We start from the raw sequence: 18,726 nt of genomic DNA, 5'->3' as shown, positions 1-18,726 counted from the left end.
GAGACAGGCATGAGTCAGCATGTACGCAAACTGGCGGCCGGTGCCACCCGTCTCTACCGTTTCCCAACGCTTGGGCAGAGCGGGGAAGAGGCTCAGAGTCAGCAGGAGCAGTTCGAATACGGATATCAGCAAGGGCTGGAGCAGGGACAAGCTGAAGGTTACCAGACCGGCTATCAGCAGGGACTGACCAGCGGCTTGATCGAGGGCGAGGCCAAGGGGTTGCAACAGGGTCAGGTACGCGGGCTGGCACAGGGCCTGGCCGAAGGTCGGGCCTCCTTCGATCAGGCCATGGTGCCCTTCGCCAAGTTGCAACGGCAGTGGGAATCCCTGAGCCGGACCCGCATGGAGGAGCAGAAGGCGCTGATCGCCCAGCTGGTCGCCCAGGTTGCCAAGCGGGTGATCCAGGCCGAATTTACCCTCAACCCGCAACAGGTACTTCATCAGGTCGAACAGGCCCTGACCACCCTGCCAAATGACGCAGAAGATTTGGTCATCTACCTGAGTGCAGGGGATCGCCAGCGACTGGCCGAACAGGGGGTGACTCGCTGCGAGAAATGGCCATTGCAGGTGGATGGGGCCTTGGGGGTCGGAGATGCTCGGATCGAGACCCGCGCCGCGGTGATCGAGATCAATACGGGGGAGCGCCTAGATCATTGCCTCGAACAACTCAACACCACTCTGGCGTTGCCAGATGCATGATGTTCTGCAACAGGCGCTGACGTCTGCCCTGGATAATCTGGAGGAGATCCCCGGTTTTCGCCGTTATGGTCGTCTGGTGCGAGTCACCGGGCTGACGCTGGAGGTGGTGGGCTGTCAGCTGGTGATGGGGCAACGCTGTCGGGTTGACTCGGCGACGGGTGAGTCGCTATTGGCAGAGGTGGTTGGCTTCAATCGGGATGTCTCCTATCTGATGCCACTGCAGCCCATGAGCGGTCTCTATGCCGGTGCCCGGGTGCTGCCCATCGATGGGGAAGAGACGATCCTGGTCGGTGATCACCTGCTCGGTCGCGTACTCAATGGTCTGTTGCAACCCCTGGACGGTCTCCCCCTGCAAGAGATGGGGGAGCGAGTGCCTCTGTTTGCCTCTCCCCCCAACCCGCTGCTGCGCACCCCGGTGCGTGAGCCACTGGATGTCGGCATCCGTGCCATCAATGGCCTGCTGACGGTCGGCAAGGGCCAGCGACTGGGGTTGTTTGCCGGTTCCGGGGTGGGCAAGAGCATGTTGCTGGGGATGATGACTCGCAACACCACCGCCCAGATAGTGGTGGTGGGGCTCATCGGCGAGCGGGGCCGGGAGGTGCGGGAGTTCATCGAGCAGAGTCTGGGGCCGGAAGGTCTGGCCCGCGCCGTGGTGATCGCCGCCCCAGCGGATCAATCTCCCCTGATGCGGCTACGTGCGGCCCAGCTGTGTCACCGCATTGCCGAATACTTCCGTGAGCAGGGGCAGGATGTGCTGCTGCTGATGGACTCCCTGACCCGCTATGCCCAGGCTCAGCGCGAGATCGCGTTGGCGATCGGGGAACCTCCCGCCACCCGGGGCTACCCTCCCTCGGTGTTCAGCATGTTGACCCAGCTTGTCGAACGGGCGGGTAACGGCACTCATCCTGAGGGCAGCCTGAGTGCCTTCTATACAGTGCTGGCGGAGGGGGATGATCAACAGGACCCCGTGGTGGATGCGGCCAGAGCCATCCTCGATGGCCATATTGTGCTGACGCGCCGGCTGGCGGAAGAGGGTCACTACCCGGCGATCGATATAGGTGCGTCGGTGAGCCGGGTGATGCCGCAAGTGGTCCCGTCCGACTGGCAGGCCCTGGCCGTGAGCCTGCGCCAGCTCTGGGGTCGCTATCAGCAGGTGCGCGAGCTGCTGCCGCTGGGGGGCTATCAGGTGGGTGCCGATCCCCAGATGGATGAAGCCGTGCAGCGCTACCCCGCCATTGCGAGCTTCTTGCAGCAGGGCATCCACGAGGAGACCCCCATCGTCCAGGTGGTGAGCGGCCTCAAGCAGGTGCTGGGCAGGGCCTAAGGAGCCAAGATGCTGAAATCCTACCTCGGGTTACAACAGGATGCGCTCGATGCCATGGGCAAGGAGCGACAGCGTCTGCGCGACATAGCGCTACGCGAGGAGCGTCGCTCCCTGAAGTTGCAGGAGGTGATCGACACCCTGCAGCCTGGTTCGGCCAGCTTTCACCCCTTGCTCTGGCAGAACAAACAACAGATGCAGGGCCAGTTACGACACCTGCTCGTGCACCAAGTGCAGCAATCCGCGATGGCCAGCCTGGATCTGGAGCACCATGAGGGTGAGCTGATCAGGCAGTTTGGTCGAGTCAAAGGATTGGAGCTATTGCTGGACAAACGGGAACTGGCGGCACGTCAACGGCGAGAGTTGGGGGAACAGCGTCAGCTGGACGAGCTGGCCAGCCTGCGTCATCGCGCCCTGCAGGGGCGCTGAGGGGTTAATCGGGAAAGTGTTCCTGCCTGCCATAGGAGGATTCCTGGCCCAGCAGGGTATTGATCGTCTCTATCTGTCCCGCCAGCAGCCGGCCATTGAGGTCGTTCTGGCGCTGACATAGCTGCAGCAGTTGCTCGAGTTGCTGCCACTGGCCCGAGACGCTTTGCTGCAGTGCGGCGGGTAACTTGGTGATGAGCGTCGCCATCCCCTTCTCGTCGGGCTTGAGACCCAATGCCAGCAGGTGTTGGCAGCGCTGCTGGGCCTGCTGCTGGATGTCGGCCATCAACCTGGTCTGTTGCAGGTTGTGTTCGGTCAGCCCATCGACGTCGTGACTGGCCAGCAGGCTGTGCTGGTTTCGCAACAGTTGTTGCAGCGCTGCGTAGCGGCCACAGTCTTGCTGAATACCGATGATCAGCTGTTTGATCCTCAACTTGGGCGCCATGCTCATCGACGGTGCATGTCCAGAATGGCCTGGCTCAGGGCATCCATGTCGAGCTCGAGCTTGCCTTCACTGATGGCCTGCCGGATCTGGTTCACCTTCTCCATGTCCACGTCCGAGGTGGAGGCCAGCTGGCTTCTCGCCTGATTGATGGTCTGTGCGGTGGTGCTGATCCGGGCGTCGCCCTGGCTCGCCTTGGGTTGCGACTGGGCAGGAACACTGTCTTGCTTGCGTTGCAGCGAAGTCTGGACATAGAGCGGATCGGTGCGGGTGATTTTCATAACGTCATTTCCTGATGGTCTATCTATAACAGGCGACCCGAGAGCGCCGGAACTTGAATCAAACTCCCCTGGCGGGTCAAAAACGAGTTTCTACCTCTCCTTTATCGATGACCCATGCCTGGATCTCCTTTCCAGATTGGGTATTGCGGACCCTGATCCCTTCACCTATGGCGCCGCTCTCCAGCGCTTTGCCACGGGTGGTCGCCGAGAAACCGTCCTGACCGGCCCGGATCAACACACCTTCTCCTTCTTGTACGGCCCACTCCTTCTGCAAATCCAGCTCACCGAGCAGTTGCCCCATCCTGAGGTGACGATTGCTCTTGCTGCCTGTCAGCGAGGTGTTGCTGGGAATGAAGCCCCGTTGCAACCGACTGACATCCAGCTCTTTCTCGACCAGATCTGCGGGTTGGATTGCCGCTCCTTTCTGTATCTCCCGCGCGGTGATCCAGACCGGCAACATCAGAGTGACTTCGACCCTGGCCCTCAGCTGCCAGGAGGGCTCAGTGCACTCCACCAGATAGGGGCGTCGTCCCCATGGCTGGCGGTACTGACCACCTGCTTGCAAGCGTATTGCCTGCTGACACTGGGGCAGGTGGGTGGCGGCGGGGGAGAGCCAGACCTGATAGTCGGCCTCTCGATCCGGCCAGCCCTGTTGTGTCAGATAGGTGGTGATGGCCTGTCTGGCATCGTCCTTGAGCAGGGCCTCCAGCTGCGGTACCGAAATGGCAGGCTCGGCCCGTAGCGGAAGGGTAAAAACCAGCAGGCTCAGCAGGCTGACCCACTTCCATACGGGAAACAGCGCTTCCCCTTTTGTCAGGGCTATCAGCCACTGGCGATGCCGCTGCCAGCGGAAATGAGGGGGTTTCATGATTGGCATGAGTCTTGATAAAGGATGCACTGGTCTGACTGGTTCATAAAAAGGACGAAGCATGAGTATCTCATTTGACAGCGCTCTTGGCGTGCACCCCTATGCCCTCGATGTGCGGGCGGATCGGGCGCGTATTTTGGCAGGAAATCTGGCCAATGTGGATACTCCCGGTTATCTGGCCCGGGATGTGGATTATAAGGCGATCCTCGGTCGTGTCGCCCAGCAAGTTGCGGCAGGAGATCAGGGGGCGACCATCAGTCAGGGCGCCATGAACACCGACATGCAACATCCTCTCTATCGCATCCCATACCAAGTGTCCATGGATGGCAACACGGCCGAGCTCAGTGTGGAGCAGAGCAAGTTTGCCAACAATGCGACCGACTTTCAGACCAGCCTCACCTTCTTGAATATGAAAATCACCGGGATCGCCAAGGCGATCGAGGGCCGTTAATCATGTCGTTCAATCGAATCTATGACATCGCAGGCAGCGCCATGCGGGCGCAGACAGTCCGCCTCGATACCGTGGCATCCAATCTGGCCAACGTCGACAGTGCCGCCGGCAGTGAAGATGCTGCCTTCCGGGCCATCAAACCCGTCTTCTCCACCCTCTATCAGCGGGTGCAGGATGCCGACGGACTCGGAGCCGCACAGGTGCAGATTGCCGGAATAGTACAGTCGGATCGTCAGGTCGAGAAACGGCTTGAGCCGACCAACCCCTTGGCCGACGGTGATGGCTTTGTCTACTACTCCAACGTCAATGCGGTCGAAGAGATGGCGGACATGATGAGCGCCTCCCGCGGTTTCGAGACCTCGGTCGAGGTGATCAATCGCATCAACAGCATGCAGCAGGGGCTGCTGCGTCTTGGGCAGGGGGCTTAAATGAGCCTGCCCCAAGTAAGTAGTCTGGATACGGCCCGTAGTGCCAGCCAGCGAGCCACGACCCCGGACATCGCCACCAATGGCGCCTCCACCGGCCAGAGTGCCCAGACCGGCACCCAGCTGCGCAATGAATTCCTGCAGATGATGGTGGCCCAGATCCAGAACCAGGATCCGACCAACCCGCTGGACGGTGCCCAGTACGTCACCCAGCTGGCCCAGTTCAGCATGGTGGAGGGGGTCGAAGGCCTCAAGGTGCTGCAACAGAAGTCCATCAACATGATGGATACCCAGCAGGTGCTGCAGAGCACGGATTTGATCGACAAGGAAGTGATGGTGCCAAGCCAGACCCTGAGCCAGAAGGATGAGCAGCATATCCGTGGGCAAGTGGAGCTGGGGGGCGCTGCCGATCAGGTTGAACTCAAGGTCTATGACAAACACGGCACCCTGGTCGCGACCAAGAATTGGGGAGAGAGCAAGGCAGGGTCACTGGACTATGAGCTGCCGACCCTGCCGGCCGGCGAATACAGCTTCGAGGTGAAGGCTTCCCTCGCCGGGGTGGCTACCACCACCAAGAATTACGTGGCCAGCAAGGTGGAGCGCGTCAGCCTGCCGGGCACGGGTGAAATCATGTTGCAGGTAGCAGGGGTAGGGGATGTTCCTCTGTTCAGTGCTGTCCAGTTTGGTAAGTCGGCGTAATCAGATAGGAGCGAAACTGTGTCTTTTAGTATCGGACTGAGCGGCCTGCGCGCCGTCAATCAAGAGTTGAGTGTCATCAGTAACAACGTTGCCAATGCGAGCACCGCGGGCTTCAAGTCCAGCCGTGCCGAGTTTGCCGCCATCTACGGCGGTGGTCAGGCTGGCGGTGTCGAGATGAACAATGTCTCCCAGAATTTCGATCGCAATGGTGACGTGATGCGGACCGGGCGCGGGTTGGATCTGGCGATCTCCGGCAATGGCTTCTTCGTTCTCAAGGACAGCAACGGTCAGACGTCCTACACCCGGGCCGGCATGTTCCAGCGCGATGCCAGCAACTACCTGACCACCGCCAATGGCACTCGTCTGCAAGGTTACACTACCAACGAGGCGGGCGAGCTGCAGTCGGGCGTGGTGGGTGACATCCAGGTGAAGGCAGGCAACTTGCCGGCCAAGGCCTCTGATAGCCTGGAGTTCGTGGCCAATCTGAAGGCGGATGCCAGCGTGATCGATCAGACAGCGCACCCCTTCGATCCGACCAAGTCGGAGAGTTACAGCTATTCCCAGTCCAGCAAGGTCTATGACTCCCTCGGCGTGGAGCACACCGTCACCCAGTATTTCGTGAAGACGGGTGATAACCGCTGGCAGGTTAATTACGCCTTCAACGGCACCAAGACGGGTGCCCCGGTGACCATGGAGTTCAACACCAACGGGACCCTGAAGACGCCGACGACTGCCCCGGTGTTGAACTTGGCGCCGGCGGGGGCTGAGCCTATTGTGTTGAAGGCCGATCTGGCCCGCGTCAGCCAGTATGCCTCCGATTTCAACGCGACCCGCAACCAGTCCAACGGTTATACCGCAGGTGATCTGACGGGAGTCCGGGTCGATGCCGATGGCGGTGTCTATGCCACCTTCACCAATGGCCAGAGCCTGCGGCAGGGTCAGGTAGTGATGGCGAACTTCACCAATCCCAACGGTTTGTTGCAGACCAACAACACCACCTGGCAGCAGTCGTTCAGCTCGGGCCAACCGGTGTTGGGTGCTCCCGGAACCGGGACGCTGGGCACCCTGACGGCGGGTGCCTATGAAGGCTCCAACGTCGATCTGACGGGCGAGCTGGTCAGTCTGATGACCTCCCAGCGCAACTATCAGGCCAATGCCAAGACCATCAGCTCGGCTGACAAGATGACCCAGGTTCTCTTCAACTCCTTCTAAGGCGTGATGCGTGGAAAAGCTTATCTATACCGCCATGTCGGGGGCGCAACACACCCTGATGGCCCAGCAAATTCGGGCAAACAACCTGGCCAACGTCAATACCGCCGGTTTCCGGGCCGATTTTGAGCGGGCCTCCGCCTATGCCTTGACCGGTGATGGTTATCAGAGCCGGGTCATGGCGCGCGAGGAACTGGCGGGTACCAACTTCAAGCCGGGGGCTCTGATGCAGACAGGCCGCAAGTTGGATGTGGCGGTGCGCGGTGAAGGGTTCATCACGGTACAGACGGACGATGGCAAGGAAGCCTATACCCGCGCCGGCAACCTGGAGGTGGATGGCGAGGGACTGCTGACTCTCAATGGTCGTCCGGTGCTGGGTGATGGTGGCGAGATGGTGCTGCCTGCCTATCGTGACCTGAGTTTTGGCAAGGATGGTTCCCTCAGCATCACCCCGCCGGGTGGTGGTGCTCGGTTGGACGTGGGTCGTCTCAAGCTGGTCAATCCGGATCCTGCCGATCTGGTGAAGGGGCAGGATGGTCTGTTCCGGCAACGCCAGGGTGGAGATGCCGAGATCAGCGAGCAAGTGGTGCTGGCCTCAGGTTTCCTCGAGGGGGCGAACGTGAACGCGGTGGATGAGCTTATCAGCAGCATGTCTCTGACCCGGAACTTCGAGTTGCAGGTCAAGTTGATGAAAACCGCCGATGATCAGGCCCGGCAAGGAGCCCGGTTGATCTCAGGTCAGGGCTGACAGCGTTGAATGCGGTGGCCCAGGCAGGACCGTGAACAAGAGTTGATGGGGCGTATCAGCGCTCCCGAATGAATCGGTGGAGAGACGAAGATGCACGCAGCATTGTGGGTGAGTAAAACGGGTCTGTCGGCACAAGATGCCAAGATGGCCAGCATTTCCAACAACCTGGCCAACGTCAACACGGTCGGTTTCAAGCGTGATCGGGTCGCCTTCGAGGATCTGTTCTATCAGGTCCAGCGCCAGCCAGGTGCCCAGCAGGATCAGCAGAATCTGTCTCCCATAGGCATCCAGATGGGTAATGGTGTGCGGGTGGTTGGCACCCAGAAGGTGTTTACCCCAGGTCAGTTCCAGAACACCAACCAGGAGCTGGACATGGCCGTGGTCGGGGCTGGCTTCTTCGGGGTCGAGCGCCCGGATGGCGAGACGGCCTATACCCGTAATGGCCAGTGGCACCGCAATGCGGAAGGCCTGCTGGTCAATTCCGATGGCCTGCCCATGCTGCCGCAGATCCAGATCCCGGATAACGCCACCAAGGTGGCCATCGGCACCGATGGTACCGTGAGCGCTACCTTGCCGGGGCAGCAGGAGAACGTGGAGCTGGGGCGTATTACCCTGACCAACTTCTCGAACCCGGCCGGACTGGAAGCCTTGGGGGGCAACCTCTATCGCGCGACGGGAGCCTCCGGTGAGGCGATCGAAGGGGTCCCAGGGGAAGAGGCCATGGGGGCCATCAAGCAGTTCACCCTGGAGAGCTCCAACGTCAACGTGGTGGAAGAGATGGTGGACATGATCACCACCCAGCGTGCCTATGAGATGAATGCCAAGGTGGTTTCTTCTGCCGATCAGATGCTCAAGTTCGTGACCCAGGCCCTGTGATGAGAGGGTCTATGTGGCGTTGCTTCGGGTTAATCCTGCTGCTGGGGGGATGTTCCACCTATGAGCTGCAGGCCCCCGAGCCCGGTGACGAGAAATGGGCTCCCTCCCGCTCCCAGATGACGAGGATGGAGGGAGGGGAAGATGGTAGCCTCTACCGTGGCGACTACATGATGACGCTGTTCCAGGATCGCCGCGCCTATCGCATCGGCGATATCCTGACGGTGATGCTGGAAGAGCGGACCCAGTCCAGCAAGAAAGCCAACACCAGCATGAACAAGAACAACAGCATCAATGTGCCGGCGCCCTCCATTGGTGGCGTGTCACGGCCCGACTGGGGTGCCTCGGTCAGTGCCGACCGCGACTTCGATGGTGGTGCCACCTCCAGCCAGCAGAACACCCTGGCCGGTGCCATCACCGTCACTGTGGCCGAGGTGATGCCAAACGGGGTACTGGGGATCCGGGGGGAGAAGTGGATCCGCCTCAATCAGGGGGATGAATACATCCGCCTGGGAGGCATGGTGCGGGTCGATGACATCGACCAGAGCAACCGTATCTCTTCGCAGCGCATCGCCGATGCCCGCATCACCTATGCGGGACGCGGCGCCCTCGCCGACAGCAATCAGATGGGCTGGATGGCTCGCTTCTTCAGTTCCGCTTTCGCTCCCCTGTGAGGATCCAGATGAAAAAATGGTGTATCGCCCTGATCTGCTTCGTCCTGCCGGGCGTGGCCGGGGCCGCCGCTCCCGCCAAACGGGCCTTGCTGGACATTGCAGACGTGCAGGGGATGAGAACCAACCAGCTGGTGGGCTATGGCCTGGTGGTCGGTCTCTCCGGCACCGGGGATCGCAGCCAGGTCAAATTCACCGGCCAGTCCATGACCAACATGCTCAAGCAGTTTGGCGTGCAACTGCCCGATGACATCGATCCCAAACTCAAGAACGTCGCCGCTGTATCGGTGCAGGCGACCCTGCCGGCGCTGGCCGGCAAGGGGCAGCTGGTGGATGTGACTGTGACCTCCATCGGCGATGCCAAGAGCCTGCGGGGGGGCTCCCTGCTGCTGACCCCCATGCGCGGTATCGACGGCGAAGTCTACGCCGTCGCCCAGGGCAACCTGGTGGTGGCCGGGGTCAAGGCAGAGGGGCAGTCCGGCTCTTCCGTCACCATCAATGTGCCGACGGCGGGCATCATTCCCAACGGCGCCATCATCGAACGGGAGGCGGCCAGCAGCTTCGCGGACAAACCCGAGGTGATCCTGAATCTGCACCAGCCGAACTTCAAGACGGCGCGCAATGTGGAGCGGGAGATCAATCGCCAGTTGGGGCCGGTTGCCAAGGCGGTCAGTGCCGGGCGCATCCAGATTGCGGCGCCCCGCGATGAGAGCCAGCGGATCTCCTTCATGGCCTTGCTGCAGGACATTCAGGTGGACATGGGCAGCGAGCGGCCCAGGGTGGTCTTCAACAGCCGGACCGGCACCGTCGTCATGGGGCAAGGGGTCAAGGTGCGCAAGGCCGCCGTCAGTCACGGCAGCCTGACGGTGACCATAGGCGAGAGCCAGACGGTCAGTCAGCCCAACGCCTTCTCCAACGGCCGAACCACCACCACCCCCAATTCGCAGGTCCAGGTGGACCGTGAACGCAACAACATGTTTGTCTGGCCGGAGGGAACCTCGCTGGAGGTGATCGTCAAGGCAGTGAATTCCCTGGGGGCGACCCCGGATGATGTCATGGCCATACTGCAAGCCCTCGACGAGGCGGGAGCCCTCGAGGGAGAGCTGGTGGTCATCTGAGGATATTGATATGACCAAGATAACGTCTGAGCCTGGCTTCTATCAGGATCTCAACGAACTGCAGCAGATAAAGAGCAACCCGGATCAGCGTGCAGCCCTGGAGGCGGCAGCGGGTCAGTTCGAGGTGACCTTCCTGCAGACCGTTCTCAAGCACATGCGTTCGGCCTCAGATGCCATGCAGGATGAGGATGACAAGCTCATCAAGGGTGAAGAGCTGTATCGCGACATGTACGACAGCCAGCTGGCGATGAGCCTGGTGAAGCGTGGCGGCATGGGGCTCAAGGAGCAGATGGTCAATCAGCTGGTGCCCACATTAAAGAATGGCGAGTCAATGGTCGCTTCGGAACAGCAGACCCTGGCTGCTTTCAGTCAGCCTCTGAATTCGGCCAAAATGAGGAAAATTGACTGATGTCGCTGCTCAATATCGGTTTTAGTGGACTGAATGCGGCCCAGATCGCGCTCAACGTCACCGCCCAGAATATTGCCAACGTCAATACCATCGGCTACAGCCGCCAGGAGGCCATGATGGGCAGTCTGTCCGGCTTTGGTCGGCTGGATAACGGCATGGGCGTGGAAGTGACCGGGGTACGCCGGATCACCGATGATTATCTGGTTTCCCAGCACTGGCGCAGCCGCTCCGCAACCGGTTCATCCTATGCGTTTCATCAGTACATCAATACCACTGAGCAGCTGCTTGGCAGTGAGTCGATGAACATCGCCAAGGGGCTGGACAGCTTCTTTGCCTCTCTCAACGCCGCGCTCGACAGTCCGGAGACACCGGCACAGCGCAGTCAGATCGTCAGTTCCGCCGGCGCCCTTGCCAACCGTTTCGGTCAGTTGAACGAGAGCCTGTTGACCCAGGAGAAGCAGATCGATGATCAGTTGAACAGTACGGTCACCCAGGTCAACAGCTACCTGAAGCAGGTGGCCGAGCTGAATACCCAGATCAGCGAGCAGGCGTCCAAGGGGGTCAATACGTCGGCCCTGGAAGACAGCCGCGAACAGGTCGTGCGCGAGCTCTCCACCTTCATGGAGGTGCGCGTCAACCGGCAGGAGAATGGCTCCTTCTCGTTGAGCCTGCCCCAGGGTCAGCCTCTGGTGCTGTCGGGCAGCAGCAGTACCCTCTCCCTCGTCGGCGACACCCTGAGCCTCAGCTTTGGACCGCAGTCTTTCGAGGTCCCCAAGCTGCAAGGGGGGACCCTGGCCGGGGTGCTGGAGTATCGCACCACTGTGTTGCGCCCCCTGCGCGATGAACTCAACCAGATAGCGAAGAAGCTGGCGGATGACTTCAATGCCAAGCAGGCGGGCGGGGTCGATCTGAACGGTGATCCGGGCAAACCCATGTTCAGTTACGACCCCCTCAATCCGTCCGGCACCCTCAAGGTGGCGGCTGGCTTTACCGGTAATCACCTGGCCTTTGCCAAGGCGGGGGGCGGCAATGGTGATAACCGCAACTTGCAGGAGCTGCTGACCATCAAGGACAGCCAGTATGACGCCTACAGTGCGCTGCTCGGCCGCATGGCGGTACAGAGTGGTCAAGGCAAGGCGACCATGGAGGCGGACGCCAACATGGAGAAGCAGCTTGCCACCAAGCTCAGCAGTGTCAGCGGGGTCAACACCGATGAGGAAGGGGTCAAGATCATGGCGTATACCAAGGCTTATCAAGCCAACGCCAAGGTGATCAGCACCTCGGATCAACTCTTCAACTCCATCCTGAACATGTTCTGATGAGGCCGGTATGAATATCAGCACCAATCAAATCCAGCTCTTCAATTCCATTCTGAACATGTTCTGACGGGGGTCGCATGCGTATCAGTACCAACCAAATTCAGCTCAGCATGCTCGACAATCTGCAACATGGTTTCGGTGAGTATGCCCGGCTCGATCGCCAGATCTCGGCCAACAAGCGGATCCTACAGCCCTCCGACGATCCCGTCGGCAGCGTGCAACTGCTCGGCTTGAAGAAAGAGCAGGCGGCGATGGCGCAGTACCAGAAGAACATCGCCAATGCCAAGAGCCAGCTTTCCCAGGGGGAAATCCAGCTCGATACCATGACCAACATGCTGGGTCGGCTGCGGGATCTGGCCCAGACAGCAGCCAACGGTTCCTTGTCGGAGGACGATCGCCGGGCCGTCTCCAGCGAAGTGGCGATCATCAAGGACGGCTTGCTGGATCTGGCCAATGCCCGTAACGAGAGTGGTTCCAGTCTGTTTAGTGGCAGCCAGGTGGATAAAACCACTATCGTAAAGGGCCCAGGTGGTGATTATGTCTACCAAGGGGATGCGCTGGTGCGTGAGGTCGGCATCGCCAGAGGGGTGACGGTGGAGCTCAATCACACCGCGGACAAGTTGTTTATCCAGAACGGGGATTTCTTCAAGCAGCTCGACGAGATGGTGGCCGCCTTCGACAGCGGTGCCGCGGATGCCGCGGATCAGGCCAGGGCCATGCTGGATCGCAGCCAAACCTTGCAAGATGACATCAGCCAGATGGTCAGCTCCATCGGTGCGCGCATCAACCTGCTGGATCAGGTCGATGAGGGTCATGAGGAGAAGAGTGTCTATAGCAAGGAAGTGAGCAATCAGATAGAGTCCCTCGATTACGCGGGGGCGGTGACCCAGCAGGCTCATGTGCTGATGGCCCTGCAGGTACAGCAGCAGGCGTTCGCCAAGGTGAACGGGCTCAGTCTGTTCAACTACATGCCCTAAGTCTCTCAAGGAGCCAGGATGCAGATTCAACAAACCCGTCCGGGCGGGGTGGCCGAAACGCCCGCTCAACCCAAGCTGCACGGACGTCCAACTGCCCAGGCTTCTTCTCCTCAGGTCAGCCGCAGCGAGCGCCAGCCCAATGTCATCCGACTGGATCGTTGGGCCCTGATCGGCACGGCGCAGCAGCGTATCGCCCAGGCCCAGAGTGGTGAACAGGCCCTGAGTCAGGTCTGGGGGGAACTTAAGCGCCTGGAGCAACAGCTTGGCCAGAACCGGGCTGCGAGCAGCGAGCTTGTTTCCCGTCTCAAGCTGCTGGAAGAGAAGCTGACCCAGCCGAAGGCTCCCTTGACCACTGAACTCAAACCCCGCTTGCTGGCGTCGGCCAATGACAGTCGAGTGAGTTACAGTGCGGAACGACTCGATCTGTTGAGCCCGAGATCGAGTGCCGAGCGATTGATCTTTTCATTTCCCCAGACCAGCAGCGCCGTCGAGGTGCAACTGCCTGCCGGCACCAATGAAGTGGAAGCGGCTTCCCGTATTGATCGGGCCCTGCGCAAGGAGCATATCCAGGCCCGACTGAACGAATTGGGCAAGCTGGAGCTGAGCGTGCCGGATCAGCACAGGCGCAAGCTGGATGAACCCGTGCTGCTGAGCGGAGAGGGGATCCGCATCCCGGCGGGCAACCCGGTTCCGGTGCAGTTCAAACCCAAGGCCGGCCAGCTCACCCAGCTTGGAGAGGGGCTCGACAAGGGGGAGCTCAAGCAGGAGCAACAACGGCTGAAGCGGTTGCTCGGCGAAATTGAGCAGTCGGTGCGGGAGCTGAAGCAGTTCCGCCAGAAGATGGTCAAGCAGCTGGACAGGGTCAAGGTCCGTAGCCAGAACGTGCAGCAGGAAGAGCTGGAACAACTGCAAGGCAAACTCAGTCTGCAGCTCAAGGAGGGTGGCTTCATGGGCACCATGTCCGGCCTGCTGGCCCAGGCCAACGTATCGCGCCAGAACGTGGTGGCCCTGCTGACCTAAGGCCGAAAGAGTGACTATATAGAAAAACCGCCAGCAATTTGCTGGCGGTTTTCTTTAGGGCTTGAGCAAGGCGTAAAGGCTGAGATCCGATGCGAAGCCAGACTCGCTCAATCCCTGTTCTATGGTCTTGAGGAAGCTTGCGTTGTGCTGGCGTATGGTGTGGTAGCTGTAGAACAGGTTGATGACATCCTGCTCTTCCAGCTCCTTGTCCATGGCCAGCAAACAGAGGTAGCTGCGCAGCAGGAAGTAGTCCACTACCAGGAACTGATAGGCCTGGTGTGGCGAGCCCTGCAACTGCGGGAAGTTGTGATGATAGACGTAGTAGAGCAGGTAGTTGTTCATGATCTGGGGACGAGCCGCGAGGAAAGACGAGACCTTGCTGTACCAGATCTGCTGCAGCTGGGTGAGCTTGGCTTCATCATATACTCCCTCCAGCAGCAGATTGATCTTGTCGAGGCAGCCTTGCATGGTCTGCCGCCCCCGCCGTCCCTTTGAATAGGCCAGCAGCTGATGGGTGATGGTACGCAGCCCCCACCACTGCAACCGCGGCAAGACCGGCAGTTGCTCGAACATGGCAAGCAGCTCTCCCCGTTCGGCCAGCACGGCCACCTGATCCAGGAAGGCTTCGTGTGACAGCTGGGCGGGATCCCGGTGGACCAGCATGCCGATGAGCCACAGTCGTATCTCGACGGGGACATCCGTGGCTGCCAGCACATGGATGCTCAGGCTGTGCAGGGTCGCCATGGCGGCAGGGGGGGGTGGCGCGAACGGCAGGCGTTGCTCCAACTCGGCCACCTCGGTCTGCATCGCCATGGGGTCTAGCAACAGCTGCCGGCAGACCTCGGGGCAGGAGAGCATCAGGGACTTCCTGACCTGGTTGCCGATGCGTGAATGGGCTCTGGGGTAGGTCTTGCAGGTGTGGCTCAGCGCCTCTGCTCCGGCCTTGCTGTGAATCTGGCACAGACGGTTTTCATCGAGGAAGGGGCAGGCTCCCTGCTCATCAAGCTGGATCTCCCCCCAATGCTCGTTGCTCTGCTTCACCTTGCGAATGTGCAATTTGCTCAAGGATCTGACGGCAAGGTCCGGATGTCGCTCGTAGTTGCGGAAGGTTATCTTGTCGATGCTGATGGTCCAGCTATGACAGCAGTTGTCCTCGCAGCGATCGCCTATGCACTGGAAATGTTTAACGAAGTGAGGGGTGTAGAGAGAGGCGGCCATGTCGCTGTCCGGTAATGGAAGATGGCGGATTCAAAGCAATAACCATGCCTAGCGCCCTGACTCTGCGACGTGCATCCGAATAGTGACAGGGAAATTGAAGCGAGAAAAATATGCGGTGGCAGGCCTACATTTCTGCGAAAAAGGGGTCGCCTATATCTGATGTCCACCTAACAGGCTGCAGCGCAGCGTCATATCGAGGAATACATCATGGGCTTGTCCATTCATACCAATTTCGCTTCTCTGACCACCCAGAGCCAACTCAATACCACCAACAAGATGCTGGGTACCGCCATGCAGCGTCTGGGTACCGGTCTGCGCATCAACTCCGCCGCCGATGACGCCGCCGGCCTGCAGATGGCAACCCGTCTGCAATCCCAGTCCAGTGGCCAGAAAGTGGGCATGCGCAACTCCCAGGATGCCATCTCCATGATGCAGACCGGTGAAGGTGCCATGGACGAGATGAGCAACATCGTTCAGCGTATGAAGGATCTGGCCACTCAGTCTGCCAACGGCACCAGCACAGCTGATGATCGCAAGGCCATGGACGCCGAATTCACCGAGCTGCGCGCCGAGCTGGACAACATCAGCAACAACACCACCTTCGGCGGACAAGAGCTGCTCAAGACTGGCAAGGGGTTCCAGGAGGATGTGACCTTCCAGATCGGTGGTACTTCTGCTGAGAAGCTGGAACTGAAGAAAACCGGCACCCTAGCAAAGGCGCTGGCAGAAGTTGTGGGTACCGGCAAGGGTACCGATGGTGCTGCCGTCAAGGTAGGTATCGGCGATCAGGCCAAGGCAACCGCTTCCATGGCCGAGCTGGACACCTTCTCCCAGAAGATTGGTGAGTCTCGTTCCGCCTTCGGTGCCAACATCAACCGTTTGGAGCACACCGTCAACAACCTCTCCAACATGAAAGAGAACACCGATCTGGCGAACGGTCGCATCATGGATGCCGACTTTGCTCAGGAGAGCACCAACATGACCAAGAACCAGATGCTGATGCAGGCTGGCATGTCCGTGCTGTCCAACTCCAACCAGATGACCGGCATGGTCACTTCCCTGCTGCGTTAATCTCAGTGGCACTCATCCTCTGGGTGAGTGCCATCTTCTTCCCCCTTCTTCTCTCCCAACTTCCGCTTTGCCGCCTTCTCTTCATCTTTTTCCGTTCTCCATTCAAGTCTTGGCCAGCACCTGTCGCTTCTCACTCTTATAGAGATACCCGCTGCATTGCAGCTTTTTTGAGGAGTAAATCATGGGTTTGTCCATTCACACTAATTTCGCCTCGCTGACTACTCAGAGCCAGTTGAACTCCACCAACAAGATGCTGGGCACTGCCATGCAGCGTCTGGGTACCGGTCTGCGCATCAACTCTGCCGCCGATGACGCCGCCGGCCTGCAGATGGCAACCCGTCTGCAAGCTCAGTCCAGCGGCCAGAAAGTGGGCATGCGTAACGCCCAGGATGCCATCTCCATGATGCAGACCGGCGAAGGCGCCATGGACGAGATGAGCAACATCGTTCAGCGTATGAAGGATCTGGCCACTCAGTCTGCGAACGGCACCAGCACCGTTGACGATCGCAAGGCGATGAATGCCGAGTTCACCGAACTGCGTGCCGAGTTGGACAACATCACCAACAACACCACCTTCGCTGGTCAGACCCTGCTGGCCAAGGATTCCGGCTTCCAGAAAGCCGTGACCTTCCAGATCGGTGGTACCGGTGCCGAGAAGCTGGAGCTCAAGGACGATGGAGCCCTGGCGACTGCCCTCAAGGGTGTAGTTGCCGATGATAAAGGTACCAAGGGCACTGCCGTTGCTGCCGGTATCGACGACCAGACCAAGGCCACCGCCGCCATGGCCGAGTTGGATACCTTCTCCAAGGGGATCGGTGACGCGCGTTCCGCCTTCGGTGCCAACATCAACCGCTTGGAGCACACCGTAAACAACCTCTCCAACATGAAAGAGAACACCGATCTGGCTAATGGTCGCATCATGGATGCCGACTTTGCTCAGGAGAGCACCAGCATGACCAAGAACCAGATGCTGATGCAGGCTGGCATGTCTGTGCTGTCCAACTCCAACCAGATGACCGGCATGGTGACTTCCCTGCTGCGTTAATGAGTTGCCAGGCCACTTCGCGAGGGGTGGCCTTGTTATTGCTTGTGCGTTGGAAAGAGCCGAGCCGGTTTTTTCCAACAGGCATGCCACTGATTAAGTTGATAAGGATGTGATGATGCAAGTAGATCCAGCCAGCACGGCGATGCAACTGGTCGCTATCGAGCGCCAGAACATGGACAAGTTGCTCAAGAAGCAGCTTGACAGCGTCAAGGGGCAGCAGAGTGCCATCAGTACGCTCACCACCAAGCTGTCGAGCTTCCAGGCCATGCTCAAGGATTTGAACAAGGCGACTAACCTGCAGGCCCAGAAGGCGACCATGTCCCAGGACGGGGTGATGACGGTGACGAGCAATGGCAAGGCCAGCTCGGGTCAGTACAACTTCTTCGTGGAGCAACTCGCCCAGTCCCATCAGGTGGGTCTGCAGCTCGATAGCGACACCACGCCGCTGCCGGCCGATGGGGTCTTCTCATTGACGGTCAAAGGCAAAACCATCGACATCGACTTGGCTAGCCTGCCTGCGGGCGCTACCGCCAAGGATCTGGTCTCCCATATCAACAATGCCAAGGACAATCCGGGCGTGAAGGCGACCCTGGTACGTACCGACGGCAAGGTCAGCATGGTACTGACCAGCAAGGATAGCGGGGTGGAGAATGCTATCACCCTGGGCTACAGCGGAGACGCAGCCAATGCGCTGGGCACGGCCGTTGCCGGCAAGACGGATATCACCCAGGCACAGGATGCCAAGCTGCGCATGGGGGGCGACAACCCGCTGACCATCACCTCCGCCAGCAACAAGATCGAAAACGTGGTGGACGGCCTGACCTTCCAGCTGACCAAGGCGCAGAAGGTAGACGACGCCCCCCTGCTGGTGACCATAGATCAAGACAAGGAAGCCGTGACCGGCTCCCTCAAGAAGTTTGTCGACAGCTATAACGAGCTGATCGATGAGCTGGCCAAGATGACCTCCAGCGATCCCAAGGCGCCGGGGGCCCTCTCCTCCGATAGTGGGGTGCGCAGCCTCAAGAGCGCTCTTTCTCGTAGTGTGCGTGACCTGCCGGATGGGCTCAGCCTCAGCAGTCTCGGCATCAAGACCGACAAGGCGGGCAAACTCTCCTTCAACGAGACCGACTTCAACAAGGCGCTGGAAAAAGATCCCGAGCTGCTCGGCAAGGCGCTGATGGGGGATGATGGTCTGCTCAAGCGGATGAGCGATTCGCTCGATCCTTACACCAAACGTGATGGTGCTTTAAAGGGACGCAAGACCGGCCTGGAGGCCAGCGAGAAGCGGGTGAATGAGCGGATGGAGGCACTGGATCGCCGTATGGAATCCGCGTATAAGCGCTACCTCAATCAGTTCACCACCATGAACCAGATGCTGCAGACCATGGGCGCATTGTGAGTCGGTGAGCGCGTATCCTCCTGAATAAGTGAGTCTC

22 protein-coding genes are annotated in these 18,726 nt (G+C 59.7%); 18 read left to right on the top strand and 4 right to left on the bottom strand.

Features of this window, described 5'->3' with window-relative positions; genetic code table 11:
• Window positions 1-9: 9 nt before the first annotated feature.
• The 3 genes from lfiH to lfiJ are packed head-to-tail and all read left to right on the top strand — an operon-like array spanning window position 10 to window position 2,449.
• Window positions 10-699, top strand: coding sequence for a lateral flagellar assembly protein FliH (gene lfiH / locus BN1124_RS09625; RefSeq protein WP_042641349.1), 690 nt, complete (start codon window positions 10-12; stop codon window positions 697-699).
• On the top strand, window positions 692-2,023 hold the full coding sequence (gene lfiI, locus BN1124_RS09620; protein ID WP_042641347.1) for a lateral flagellar FliI-like assembly ATPase LfiI: 1,332 nt from the start codon (window positions 692-694) through the stop codon (window positions 2,021-2,023). The genes lfiH and lfiI overlap by 8 nt, the downstream gene beginning before the upstream one ends.
• 9 nt (window positions 2,024-2,032) lie before the next feature.
• Window positions 2,033-2,449, top strand: a complete 417-nt coding sequence (gene lfiJ, locus BN1124_RS09615) for a lateral flagellar protein LfiJ (RefSeq protein WP_042641345.1) — start codon at window positions 2,033-2,035, stop codon at window positions 2,447-2,449.
• Between the two features lie 4 nt (window positions 2,450-2,453).
• Here lfiJ and lfgN read toward each other — a convergent pair whose 3' ends face one another.
• The 3 genes from lfgN to lfgA form a co-directional block, all read right to left on the bottom strand.
• A complete protein-coding gene (lfgN, locus tag BN1124_RS09610) occupies window positions 2,454-2,891 on the bottom strand; it encodes a lateral flagellar protein LfgN (protein ID WP_269429044.1) in 438 nt (145 codons plus the stop codon).
• A 2-nt stretch (window positions 2,892-2,893) separates the two neighbouring features.
• The gene (gene flgM / locus BN1124_RS09605; protein ID WP_042641341.1) at window positions 2,894-3,169 is read right to left on the bottom strand and encodes a flagellar biosynthesis anti-sigma factor FlgM; all 276 of its coding nucleotides are present in this window, start codon (window positions 3,167-3,169) and stop codon (window positions 2,894-2,896) included.
• 76 nt (window positions 3,170-3,245) lie between these two features.
• On the bottom strand, window positions 3,246-4,037 hold the full coding sequence (lfgA, locus tag BN1124_RS09600; protein ID WP_042641457.1) for a lateral flagellar basal body P-ring formation protein LfgA: 792 nt from the start codon (window positions 4,035-4,037) through the stop codon (window positions 3,246-3,248).
• 61 nt (window positions 4,038-4,098) lie between these two features.
• Between lfgA and lfgB the strand changes: the two genes are divergently transcribed.
• The 12 genes from lfgB to BN1124_RS09540 all read left to right on the top strand — a co-directional run bounded on the left by lfgB (window position 4,099) and on the right by BN1124_RS09540 (window position 13,956).
• Window positions 4,099-4,488 carry a lateral flagellar basal body rod protein LfgB gene (lfgB, locus tag BN1124_RS09595; RefSeq protein WP_042641339.1) on the top strand — a complete coding sequence of 130 codons (390 nt, stop codon included), beginning with the start codon at window positions 4,099-4,101 and terminating at the stop codon, window positions 4,486-4,488.
• A gap of 2 nt (window positions 4,489-4,490) precedes the next feature.
• A complete protein-coding gene (gene flgCL / locus BN1124_RS09590) occupies window positions 4,491-4,916 on the top strand; it encodes a lateral flagellar basal body rod protein FlgCL (RefSeq protein WP_042641338.1) in 426 nt (141 codons plus the stop codon).
• A complete protein-coding gene (locus BN1124_RS09585; protein WP_042641337.1) occupies window positions 4,917-5,612 on the top strand; it encodes a flagellar hook assembly protein FlgD in 696 nt (231 codons plus the stop codon). It abuts the gene before it with no gap.
• 18 nt (window positions 5,613-5,630) lie between these two features.
• A complete protein-coding gene (gene flgEL, locus BN1124_RS09580) occupies window positions 5,631-6,824 on the top strand; it encodes a lateral flagellar hook protein FlgEL (protein ID WP_042641336.1) in 1,194 nt (397 codons plus the stop codon).
• A 10-nt stretch (window positions 6,825-6,834) separates the two neighbouring features.
• Window positions 6,835-7,569: a lateral flagellar basal-body rod protein LfgF gene (lfgF, locus tag BN1124_RS09575; protein ID WP_042641334.1), complete on the top strand. Its 735-nt coding sequence runs from the start codon at window positions 6,835-6,837 to the stop codon at window positions 7,567-7,569.
• A 90-nt stretch (window positions 7,570-7,659) separates the two neighbouring features.
• Window positions 7,660-8,445: a lateral flagellar basal-body rod protein LfgG gene (lfgG, locus tag BN1124_RS09570; protein WP_042641332.1), complete on the top strand. Its 786-nt coding sequence runs from the start codon at window positions 7,660-7,662 to the stop codon at window positions 8,443-8,445.
• Window positions 8,445-9,116, top strand: a complete 672-nt coding sequence (flgH, locus tag BN1124_RS09565) for a flagellar basal body L-ring protein FlgH (protein WP_042641330.1) — start codon at window positions 8,445-8,447, stop codon at window positions 9,114-9,116. Before lfgG ends, flgH begins: the two co-directional genes overlap by 1 nt.
• Before the next feature lie 8 nt (window positions 9,117-9,124).
• On the top strand, window positions 9,125-10,231 hold the full coding sequence (gene fgIL, locus BN1124_RS09560; protein ID WP_042641328.1) for a lateral flagellar basal body P-ring FlgIL: 1,107 nt from the start codon (window positions 9,125-9,127) through the stop codon (window positions 10,229-10,231).
• Between the two features lie 10 nt (window positions 10,232-10,241).
• Window positions 10,242-10,640, top strand: coding sequence for a rod-binding protein (locus BN1124_RS09555; RefSeq protein WP_042641326.1), 399 nt, complete (start codon window positions 10,242-10,244; stop codon window positions 10,638-10,640).
• Complete coding sequence (gene lfgK, locus BN1124_RS09550; protein WP_042641324.1) at window positions 10,640-11,959, top strand: lateral flagellar hook-associated protein LfgK; 1,320 nt, start codon at window positions 10,640-10,642, stop codon at window positions 11,957-11,959. Before BN1124_RS09555 ends, lfgK begins: the two co-directional genes overlap by 1 nt.
• A 77-nt stretch (window positions 11,960-12,036) precedes the next feature.
• Complete coding sequence (lfgL, locus tag BN1124_RS09545; protein ID WP_042641323.1) at window positions 12,037-12,936, top strand: lateral flagellar hook-associated protein LfgL; 900 nt, start codon at window positions 12,037-12,039, stop codon at window positions 12,934-12,936.
• 18 nt (window positions 12,937-12,954) lie between these two features.
• Window positions 12,955-13,956, top strand: coding sequence for a hypothetical protein (locus tag BN1124_RS09540; RefSeq protein WP_042641321.1), 1,002 nt, complete (start codon window positions 12,955-12,957; stop codon window positions 13,954-13,956).
• A 54-nt stretch (window positions 13,957-14,010) separates the two neighbouring features.
• Here BN1124_RS09540 and fliB read toward each other — a convergent pair whose 3' ends face one another.
• Window positions 14,011-15,174, bottom strand: a complete 1,164-nt coding sequence (gene fliB, locus BN1124_RS09535) for a flagellin lysine-N-methylase (protein WP_156128232.1) — start codon at window positions 15,172-15,174, stop codon at window positions 14,011-14,013.
• Between the two features lie 207 nt (window positions 15,175-15,381).
• On the opposite strand from fliB, the gene lafA (BN1124_RS09530) reads away from it, so the two are divergent.
• The 3 genes from lafA (BN1124_RS09530) to lafB all read left to right on the top strand — a co-directional run bounded on the left by lafA (BN1124_RS09530) (window position 15,382) and on the right by lafB (window position 18,689).
• Window positions 15,382-16,245 (top strand): lateral flagellin LafA, encoded by an 864-nt coding sequence (gene lafA / locus BN1124_RS09530; RefSeq protein ID WP_042641318.1) that lies wholly within the window; start codon window positions 15,382-15,384, stop codon window positions 16,243-16,245.
• A gap of 181 nt (window positions 16,246-16,426) precedes the next feature.
• Entirely contained in the window at window positions 16,427-17,290 is an 864-nt protein-coding gene (gene lafA, locus BN1124_RS09525) for a lateral flagellin LafA (RefSeq protein WP_042641316.1), read from the top strand.
• A gap of 115 nt (window positions 17,291-17,405) precedes the next feature.
• The gene (gene lafB, locus BN1124_RS09520; protein WP_042641315.1) at window positions 17,406-18,689 is read left to right on the top strand and encodes a lateral flagellar capping protein LafB; all 1,284 of its coding nucleotides are present in this window, start codon (window positions 17,406-17,408) and stop codon (window positions 18,687-18,689) included.
• The last annotated feature ends 37 nt before the right edge of the window (window positions 18,690-18,726 follow it).

Source organism: Aeromonas eucrenophila, assembly GCF_000819865.1.
GTDB lineage: Bacteria > Pseudomonadota > Gammaproteobacteria > Enterobacterales > Aeromonadaceae > Aeromonas > Aeromonas eucrenophila.
This window is presented reverse-complemented; position numbering and strand designations above follow the sequence as displayed.

Excerpts from the sequence above, each read along its gene's own strand:
- lafA (WP_042641316.1), top strand. The coding sequence starts at position 16,427 with ATGGGTTTGTCCATTCACACTAATTTCGCCTCGCTGACTACTCAGAGC.
- lafB (WP_042641315.1), top strand. The coding sequence starts at position 17,406 with ATGCAAGTAGATCCAGCCAGCACGGCGATGCAACTGGTCGCTATCGAG.
- lfiH (WP_042641349.1), top strand. The coding sequence starts at position 10 with ATGAGTCAGCATGTACGCAAACTGGCGGCCGGTGCCACCCGTCTCTAC.
- lfiJ (WP_042641345.1), top strand. The coding sequence starts at position 2,033 with ATGCTGAAATCCTACCTCGGGTTACAACAGGATGCGCTCGATGCCATG.
- lfgB (WP_042641339.1), top strand. The coding sequence starts at position 4,099 with ATGAGTATCTCATTTGACAGCGCTCTTGGCGTGCACCCCTATGCCCTC.
- fgIL (WP_042641328.1), top strand. The coding sequence starts at position 9,125 with ATGAAAAAATGGTGTATCGCCCTGATCTGCTTCGTCCTGCCGGGCGTG.
- lfgN (WP_269429044.1), bottom strand. The coding sequence starts at position 2,891 with ATGGCGCCCAAGTTGAGGATCAAACAGCTGATCATCGGTATTCAGCAA.
- flgCL (WP_042641338.1), top strand. The coding sequence starts at position 4,491 with ATGTCGTTCAATCGAATCTATGACATCGCAGGCAGCGCCATGCGGGCG.
- flgM (WP_042641341.1), bottom strand. The coding sequence starts at position 3,169 with ATGAAAATCACCCGCACCGATCCGCTCTATGTCCAGACTTCGCTGCAA.
- BN1124_RS09555 (WP_042641326.1), top strand. The coding sequence starts at position 10,242 with ATGACCAAGATAACGTCTGAGCCTGGCTTCTATCAGGATCTCAACGAA.
- lfgG (WP_042641332.1), top strand. The coding sequence starts at position 7,660 with ATGCACGCAGCATTGTGGGTGAGTAAAACGGGTCTGTCGGCACAAGAT.
- BN1124_RS09585 (WP_042641337.1), top strand. The coding sequence starts at position 4,917 with ATGAGCCTGCCCCAAGTAAGTAGTCTGGATACGGCCCGTAGTGCCAGC.
- lfgK (WP_042641324.1), top strand. The coding sequence starts at position 10,640 with ATGTCGCTGCTCAATATCGGTTTTAGTGGACTGAATGCGGCCCAGATC.
- BN1124_RS09540 (WP_042641321.1), top strand. The coding sequence starts at position 12,955 with ATGCAGATTCAACAAACCCGTCCGGGCGGGGTGGCCGAAACGCCCGCT.
- lafA (WP_042641318.1), top strand. The coding sequence starts at position 15,382 with ATGGGCTTGTCCATTCATACCAATTTCGCTTCTCTGACCACCCAGAGC.
- flgH (WP_042641330.1), top strand. The coding sequence starts at position 8,445 with ATGAGAGGGTCTATGTGGCGTTGCTTCGGGTTAATCCTGCTGCTGGGG.
- lfgL (WP_042641323.1), top strand. The coding sequence starts at position 12,037 with ATGCGTATCAGTACCAACCAAATTCAGCTCAGCATGCTCGACAATCTG.
- fliB (WP_156128232.1), bottom strand. The coding sequence starts at position 15,174 with ATGGCCGCCTCTCTCTACACCCCTCACTTCGTTAAACATTTCCAGTGC.
- lfgA (WP_042641457.1), bottom strand. The coding sequence starts at position 4,037 with ATGAAACCCCCTCATTTCCGCTGGCAGCGGCATCGCCAGTGGCTGATA.
- lfiI (WP_042641347.1), top strand. The coding sequence starts at position 692 with ATGCATGATGTTCTGCAACAGGCGCTGACGTCTGCCCTGGATAATCTG.